General features: G+C 69.7%; 5 protein-coding genes. 2 read left to right on the top strand and 3 right to left on the bottom strand.

Annotation, left to right across the window (positions count from 1 at the left end):
* Window positions 1-43 precede the first annotated feature (43 nt).
* The 3 genes from G3N92_RS28645 to G3N92_RS28635 form a co-directional block, all read right to left on the bottom strand.
* Window positions 44-1,351, bottom strand: coding sequence for an MFS transporter (locus G3N92_RS28645; RefSeq protein WP_206130948.1), 1,308 nt, complete (start codon window positions 1,349-1,351; stop codon window positions 44-46).
* 103 nt (window positions 1,352-1,454) lie between these two features.
* Entirely contained in the window at window positions 1,455-2,435 is a 981-nt protein-coding gene (locus G3N92_RS28640) for a 4-hydroxythreonine-4-phosphate dehydrogenase PdxA (protein WP_206130947.1), read from the bottom strand.
* Between the two features lie 100 nt (window positions 2,436-2,535).
* Entirely contained in the window at window positions 2,536-3,462 is a 927-nt protein-coding gene (locus G3N92_RS28635; protein ID WP_206130946.1) for a LysR family transcriptional regulator, read from the bottom strand.
* Between the two features lie 338 nt (window positions 3,463-3,800).
* Here G3N92_RS28635 and G3N92_RS28630 point away from each other — a divergent pair, with 338 nt between their 5' ends.
* Together G3N92_RS28630 and G3N92_RS28625 are read left to right on the top strand one after the other, a co-directional pair.
* On the top strand, window positions 3,801-5,069 hold the full coding sequence (locus tag G3N92_RS28630; protein WP_206130945.1) for an MFS transporter: 1,269 nt from the start codon (window positions 3,801-3,803) through the stop codon (window positions 5,067-5,069).
* A gap of 67 nt (window positions 5,070-5,136) precedes the next feature.
* Window positions 5,137-7,291 (top strand): glycoside hydrolase family 31 protein (locus tag G3N92_RS28625; protein WP_206130944.1); only part of this gene is annotated, 2,155 nt, incomplete at its 3' end.

Genomic DNA, 7,291 nt, shown 5'->3' with positions numbered 1-7,291 from the left:
CGCGCGGCCGGCGCCGTCTTCGCCGCCGGCCCGCCCCGCCCGCTCACGACGTCCGCAATTTGCCCTCGCGCGCGCCGTCGGGCCGGGCGTCGATCGAACGATCCGGATGGATCTTCAGCGTCATCAGCGCGCCGAGCAGCAGGAACAGCAGCGAGCCGACGAACGGCAGATTCCAGTTGCCCGTCCGGTCGATCACCGCGCCGAACACCACCGGCGACACGATGGTGGCGAGCGCGGCGCCGGTGTTGAGCATGCCGCTCGCGGTGCCGGCGTGTTGCGGCGCGACGTCCATCGGCACCGCCCAGATCGGGCCGATCGTCAGCTCCAGCATGAAGAACGCGCCCGACAGCGCGAGCGTGACGATCGTCAGGTCGTGGCTCAGCATCACCGGGATCATGCAGGCGAACGCGCCGAGCAGGCTGAACGCGATCACGCCCTGCCGCGCCAGCCGGATGCTGCCGGTGCGCTTGAGCACGCGGTCGCTGATCAGCCCGCCCAGCACGTCGCCCACCACGCCGGCCAGGAACACGCCCGACGAGAAGATCGCGGATTCCTTCAGGTTCAGCCCGTAGCCGTGCAGGAAATAGAGCGGCACCCAGCTGAAGAACAGCGTGTTGCTCCACACCTGGCAGAAGTACACGACGATCGACGGCGACATGCGCCCGGCGATCCGCCGCCACGGCGTGGGCACGCGCGCCTGCGCGCCGGCAACGGCGATCGCCGGCAGTTGCGCGAGTTCGCGCTCGTTCACGCGCGGGTGCGCACGCGGATCGTCGCGGTAATACAGCACCCAGACGACGATCCAGAGCGCCGTCATGACGCCCACGATGATGAACGACAGCCGCCACGAATACAGCGTCGCCAGCAGGGCCACGAGCGTCGGCGCGACGGCGTTGCCGAGCCGCGACGACGAATGCGTGATGCCCTGCACGAAGCCGCGATCCTTGGCCTGGAACCAGTTCGCGATCGCGCGCGCCTGGGCCGGCAGCGCGGCGCCCTCGCCCACGCCGAGCAACAGGCGCGCGGCGCACAGCGACGCGAGCCCGCCCACCATGCCGGTCGCGATGGTCGCCACCACCCAGATCGACCCGCACAGCAGCAGCGTGCGGCGCGCGCCCATGCGGTCGGCGAGCCATCCGCCGATGATCTGGAAGATCGCGTAGGTATAGCCGAACGCCGAGAACGCGACCCCCAGCGTGGTGTTGGACAGGCCCAGTTCGGCCTTGATCGGCCCGGCCGCGGCGGCCAGGTTGACGCGATCCAGATACAGAATGAACGACATCGCGCACAGCAGCGCCAACACGGCCTGCTGTACGTGGGTGCGTCCCGACCGCCCTGATTGCGAGTTCATGTCTCCTCCGATTGCGAGGTCCGCGGCGGCATGCGCCGCCGTCGGCCTCTGTTCGATTTCGGTTCGATGGCGGCGCGGCCGAAGCCGCTCGCCGCTCAGGTGCTCAGGCGAACGCGGCCGCCTGCGAGCGCGCCATGCGGCAGGCCAGGTCGAACGCGTGCGCCATCGCGGTGGCGCTCGCGCGGCCCTGGCCGACGATGTCGTAGGCCGTGCCGTGCGCCGGCGTGGTGACGGGAATCGGCAGGCCGCCTTCCACGGTCACGCCCACCTCGAAGCCGAGCAGCTTGGTCGCGATCTGCCCCTGGTCGTGATACATGGTCACGATGCCGTCGAGCTCGCCGGCGCGCGCGCGCAGGAAGATCGTGTCGGCGGGATACGGCCCGCTGGCCGGAAAGCCGCGTTCGGCGGCCAGCGCCATGCCCGGCTCGATCACTTCGCCTTCCTCGTTGCCGTAGTTGCCGTGATCGCCGTTGTGCGGGTTCAGGCCGCACACGCCGATGCGCGGCGCGGCGTTGCCCGATGCGCGCAGCGCGGCCGTCAGCATGCCGATCGCGTCGGCCACCGCCTCGGGCGACAGATGCGCGGACACATCGCGAAGCGGGATGTGCGAGGTCACGCGCGCCGTCCACAGCGGGTCGAGCACGTTCAGTTCGCCGCACACGCCGCGATGCTCGAGCAGGCTGGCGAACCAGCGCATCTCGTCCTCTTCCTGCATGCCGCCGAGGCGCAGCGCGCTCTTGTTCAGGGGCCCGAAGCACACGGCGTCGGCCAGGCCGTCCTGCACGCGGCGCACCGCGAGCCGCAGCGAATCGAGCATGAAGCGGCCGCTGGCCTCGCTGATGACGGCCGGCGCGAACGCCGCGCCGCTGCCGGCCCAATCGAGGATCTCCAGCCACGGCGCGGCTTGCGGGATGGGCACGCCGGCCGCGGCCACGCCGCGCGCGAGCGCCTCGCGGTTGCCGATCAGCGTGATGTGGGCTTTGCCGGCCGTGGCGGGGTCGGCCAACAGACGCGCGATGATTTCGGCGCCGACGCCGGCGGGGTCGCCGATGCTGAGCGCGATTCGAACGGGGGACGAGGACATGAGGCTCCGAGCGCGATGATCATGGGGCCCGCCGCATGCGATGCGAGCGGTTCGGCCTCACGATAGGGACGATCGCGCCGGCTTGCCATCGCTCATTGCGCTACTCAGGTTTCGCGTTTTGCGAAACCGGCCCGGACAGCAGGTCGAGCACCGACAGCGTGGACGACGACAGCGCCTCGGCCTGCAGATGGCAGAGCAGGAACTGGCGAGCGGCCCAGTTGCCCTCGATGGGCAGGATGCGGAACGGCGGGCCGCCGGCCAGCGCGCGCGCCACGCCCTCCGGCATCACGCCGATGCCGACCCCGGCGGCCACCATCGCCGTCATGCTGTCGAAGCTGCCGACGCGGATCCGCATGCGCAGCGTCCGATCGCGCGCGTTCGCCAGCCGCGCGAGCGCCACCGAGATCGCCGCGCCTTCGGTCAGGCCGATCACGTCGCAGGCCAGGATCTCGTCGGCCGTCACGCGTTCGCCGCCGGCCAGCGCGTGATCGGCGGCCGTCACCGCCACCAGCCGGTCCTCGCGATACAGGCGCGTCGGGAAATCGAGCCGCCCCAGCGACGCTTCGTAGATACCGACGTCCACCACGCCGCGCGCCAGCGCCTGCATCACGCCGTGGCTGTTGAGTTCCTGCAGATCGATGTCGATGCCGGGGTGGGCGCCATGGCAGCGCTGCACGTCCTGCGCGAGGAACTGCAACACCGCCGACGTGCAGGCCGCGATCTTCACGACGCCGCGCCCGCCCTGCCGGAACGCGGATGCATCGTCGGCCATGCGCGCCGCCGAATGCAGCATGCTGCGCGCATGCGCCAGCAACGCGCGGCCCGCGTCGGTCGGCGTCATGCCGTGCGGCCGGCGTTCGAACAGCGCCACGCCGAACTGCGCTTCCAGTTCGCTGATCCGGCGCGACGCAGCGGCGGGCGCGAGCGCCACGCGCTCGGCGGCCTTGGTGACCGCGCCCAGTTCGGCGGTGGCCTCGAACAGCCGCAGCGTCGTCAGATCGAAGTGAACACGGTTGACGTTGCGCATCGGAGATCCGCCATGAAAAGAATGCGCGAAATTCTATCCGCTCCGGTGGGGCGGGCCGACCCGCGTATTCCCCCGTTATTTCGTACGACTGTTCGTTCCTTACGTGCGATGTTCGTACGAACCAAGTTTTCACTTGACCTTGCTCGTTTGCGAACATACGATGCCATCCATACGCGAAGTCAGTCATCCGACAACAAACGCCAACAAGCAAGGAAACGCGGTTTCGTCGCACGAATCCGCCGAATCCAGCCCGATCGCCGCGGCGCTAAGTTGTCCGATCACAGATACCGCGACCTGCCGCTTCAGAAACGGCGCCCGATACGGACGGAGACAAGGTAGTGAAAACGATCAAGGGTCTGCGCTGGTGGATCATCGTGCTGGTCAGCCTCGGCACGATCATGAATTACCTGGCGCGCAATTCGCTCTCGGTGCTCGCGCCGCAGCTCAAGCACATCTTCGAACTGACCACGCAGCAGTACTCGTATATCGTTGCGGCGTTCCAGATCGGTTACACGATCATGCAGCCGATTTGCGGGCTGGTGGTCGACATCCTCGGGCTGCGGCTCGGCTTCGCGCTGTTCGCGGGCCTGTGGTCCATCGTCGGCATGGCGCACGGCTTCGCCTCGGGTTGGCTGTCGCTCGGCGTGCTGCGCGGCCTGCTCGGCCTGACCGAGGCGGCCGCGATCCCGGCCGGCATGAAGGCGGTGGCCGAGTGGTTCCCCGACCGCGAGAAATCGGTGGCGGTGGGCTACTTCAATGCCGGCACCTCGCTCGGCGCGGCGCTCGCGCCGCCCGTGGTGATCTTCCTGTCGATGCGCTTCGGCTGGCAATCGGCGTTCGTCGCCACCGGCGCGCTCGGGCTGGTGTGGGCCACGCTCTGGTATGCGTTCTACCGCTCGCCGTCGCAGCACAAGCTGGTGGGCGCGGCCGAGCTCGAGCTGATCCGCGGCGGCCAGACCCGCTTTCCGGCGCGCGGCCGCCGCCGCATCGGCGACGTGATCGCGTCGCGCCGCTTCTGGGCGATCGCGCTGCCGCGCTTCTTCGCGGAGCCGGCCTGGCAAACCTTCTCGTTCTGGATTCCTCTGTATCTCGCCACCGAGCGCAAGATGGATCTCGCGCATATCGCCGCGTTCGCCTGGATGCCGTTCCTCGCGGCCGACCTGGGCGGCATCGCCGGCGGCTACCTCTCGCCGTTCCTGATGCGCCGCTTCCGCCTGCCGCTGATCTGGTCGCGGGTGGCCGGCGTGGCGCTCGGCGCGCTGATGATGGTCGGCCCGGCCGCGATCGGCCTGGTGGCCTCGCCGTATCAGGCGATCGCGCTGTTCTGCCTCGGCGGCTTCGCGCATCAGATGATTTCCGGGCTGGTCAACACGCTGGCGGCCGACGTGTTCGACCCCGAGGAAGTGGGCACCGCAAGCGGCTTCGCCGGCATGGCCGCCTGGATCGGCGGGCTCGGCTTCTCGCTGATCGTCGGCGCGCTGGCCGACCGCGTGGGCTACGGGCCGCTGTTCGCGTGCCTCGGCGTGTTCGACATCATCGGCGCCACGCTGCTCGCCGTGCTGATCCGCGGCCAATCGCGCGAGGAGCGCGCGGCGGCCGCCTCCTGAGGCGCACGCGGCGACTCACGCGCCCCGCCCCCTATTCGATTACTGCACCCGTTCGAGGACAGGACCCATGGTTTCGATGCTTCACCCTCCCCGCTTCTCGGTGGCCGCGCATGGCGGCAACCGGCTCACGCTCGCCGGCGACGGCGGTGCGACCATCGACGTGTTCGTGCTGGAAGACGACATCGTGCGCGTGCGCGTGCTGCCCGACGGCGCGGCGCAGGACGCCAGCACCTGGTCGATCGCGCCCGGCGCGGAGGACGTGCCGCTCACCGGCCGCGACCGCCTCGACCTGTCGGGCTACACGCTGCCCGCCTACGCGTTCGCGTCCGACGACGCGCAGGTGCGGATCGAAACCGCCCAGGTGCGCGTGGAGATCGCGCTGGCCGGCGGCCGCTTCGTCTGGCATCTGCGCAACGCGGCCGGCGACTGGCAGCAGGTGCTGGCCGACCGCGCCACGCAGGCCGTCAACTTCGGCTGGTGGGACGAACGCACCTATCACTACACGGCGCGCGAGCGCGGCGAAATGGTGCTCGGCCTCGGCGAGCGCGCCGGCGAACTGGACCGCTCGGGCCAGCGCTTCGAGATGGTCAACATCGACGCGATGGGCTACAGCGCGCGCCATACCGACCCGCTCTACAAGCACATCCCGTTCGCGATCACCTGGAAGCCGGAAGCGGCGCTCGGCTACGGCCTGTTCTACGACACGCTGGCCGACTGTTCCTTCGACGTGGGCCGCGAGCTCGACAACTATCACGGCCACTACCGCTATTTCGTGGCCGCGCGCGGCGATCTGGACTACTACTTCATCGCCTCGCCCGGCACGCCGCTGGCCGCCACGCGCCGCTTCACCTGGCTCACGGGCCGCCCGGCGCTGATGCCGAAGTGGGGCCTCGGCTACTCGGGCTCGACGATGACGTACACCGATGCGCCCGACGCCCAGCAGCGCATGAACGAATTCATCGATGGTTGCGCGCGCCACGATATTCTCTGCGACTCGTTCCACCTGTCGTCGGGTTACACGTCGATCGACGGCAAGCGCTACGTGTTCAACTGGAACCGCGAGAAATTCCCCGACGTCGAGGGCTTCGTCCAGCACTACCTCGATCACGGCATCCGCCTGTGCCCGAACATCAAGCCGTGCCTGCTGCGCGATCACCCCGAATTCGCGGACGCGCACCGGCGCGGCCTGCTGATCGCCGACGCGAACGGCGAGCCGGCCTGGGTGCAGTTCTGGGACGAAGTGGGCGCGTATCTCGACTTCACGAACCCGGCCACCATCGACTGGTGGCGCGAGCACGTGACCGACGCGCTGCTGCGCTACGGCATCCCCGCCACCTGGAACGACAACAACGAGTTCGAGATCTGGACGGCCGACGCCTACGCGCACGGCTTCGGCCAGCGCTTCCCGGCGCGCGACGCCAAGGTGCTGCAGACCATGCTGATGATGCGCGCCTCGCGCGACGCGCAGCGCGCGTTCGCGCCGGATCAGCGGCCGTTCCTGGTGTCCCGCTCGGGCGGCGCGGGCATGCAGCGCTATGTGCAGACCTGGTCGGGCGACAACTACACCTCGTGGGACACGCTGCGCTACAACCTGCGCATGGGCCTCGGCCTCGCGCTGTCGGGCGTGTCGAACACCGGCCACGACATCGGCGGCTTCTCCGGCCCCGCGCCGGAGCCGGAACTGCTGACGCGCTGGGTGCAGTTCGGCGTATTCATGCCGCGCTTCAGCATCCACTCGTGGAACGACGACGGCAGTGTCAACGAACCGTGGATGTACCCGGAAGCGACGCCCGCGATCGCCGACGCGCTGAAGCTGCGCTACCGCCTGATTCCGTACCTGTATCACCTGCTGTGGCTGTCGACCACGCACTACGAGCCGGTGCTCGCGCCCACGCTCGCGCGCTTCCCGCACGACCGCCGCTGCCACGAGGCGAACGACGAGATGATGCTCGGCGAGGCGCTGCTGGCCGCGCCGGTGGTGGAGGCCGGACAGACCGAACGGCGCGTGTATCTGCCGGCCGGCGAGCGCTGGGTGTGCGTCGAGAGCGGCCGCGCATTCGACGGCGGCCAGACCGTCACGCTGCCCGCGCCGCTCGACGGCCCGCCGCCGATGCTGCTGCGCGAAGGCCACGTGCTGCCGCTGAACACCGCCGAGCAGCACTTCGCCGCCCGCGCCGACGCCCGCGGCTTCGTGCTCGCGCCGCGCGCCGCCGACGGCACTA

Origin of the sequence: Burkholderia sp. Ac-20379, from assembly GCF_017104645.1 — a bacterium.
In the GTDB taxonomy this organism is placed as follows: Bacteria; Pseudomonadota; Gammaproteobacteria; order Burkholderiales; family Burkholderiaceae; genus Burkholderia.
The sequence above is the reverse complement of the archived record's forward strand: the minus strand, read 5'-3'. Positions and strand labels throughout refer to the sequence as shown.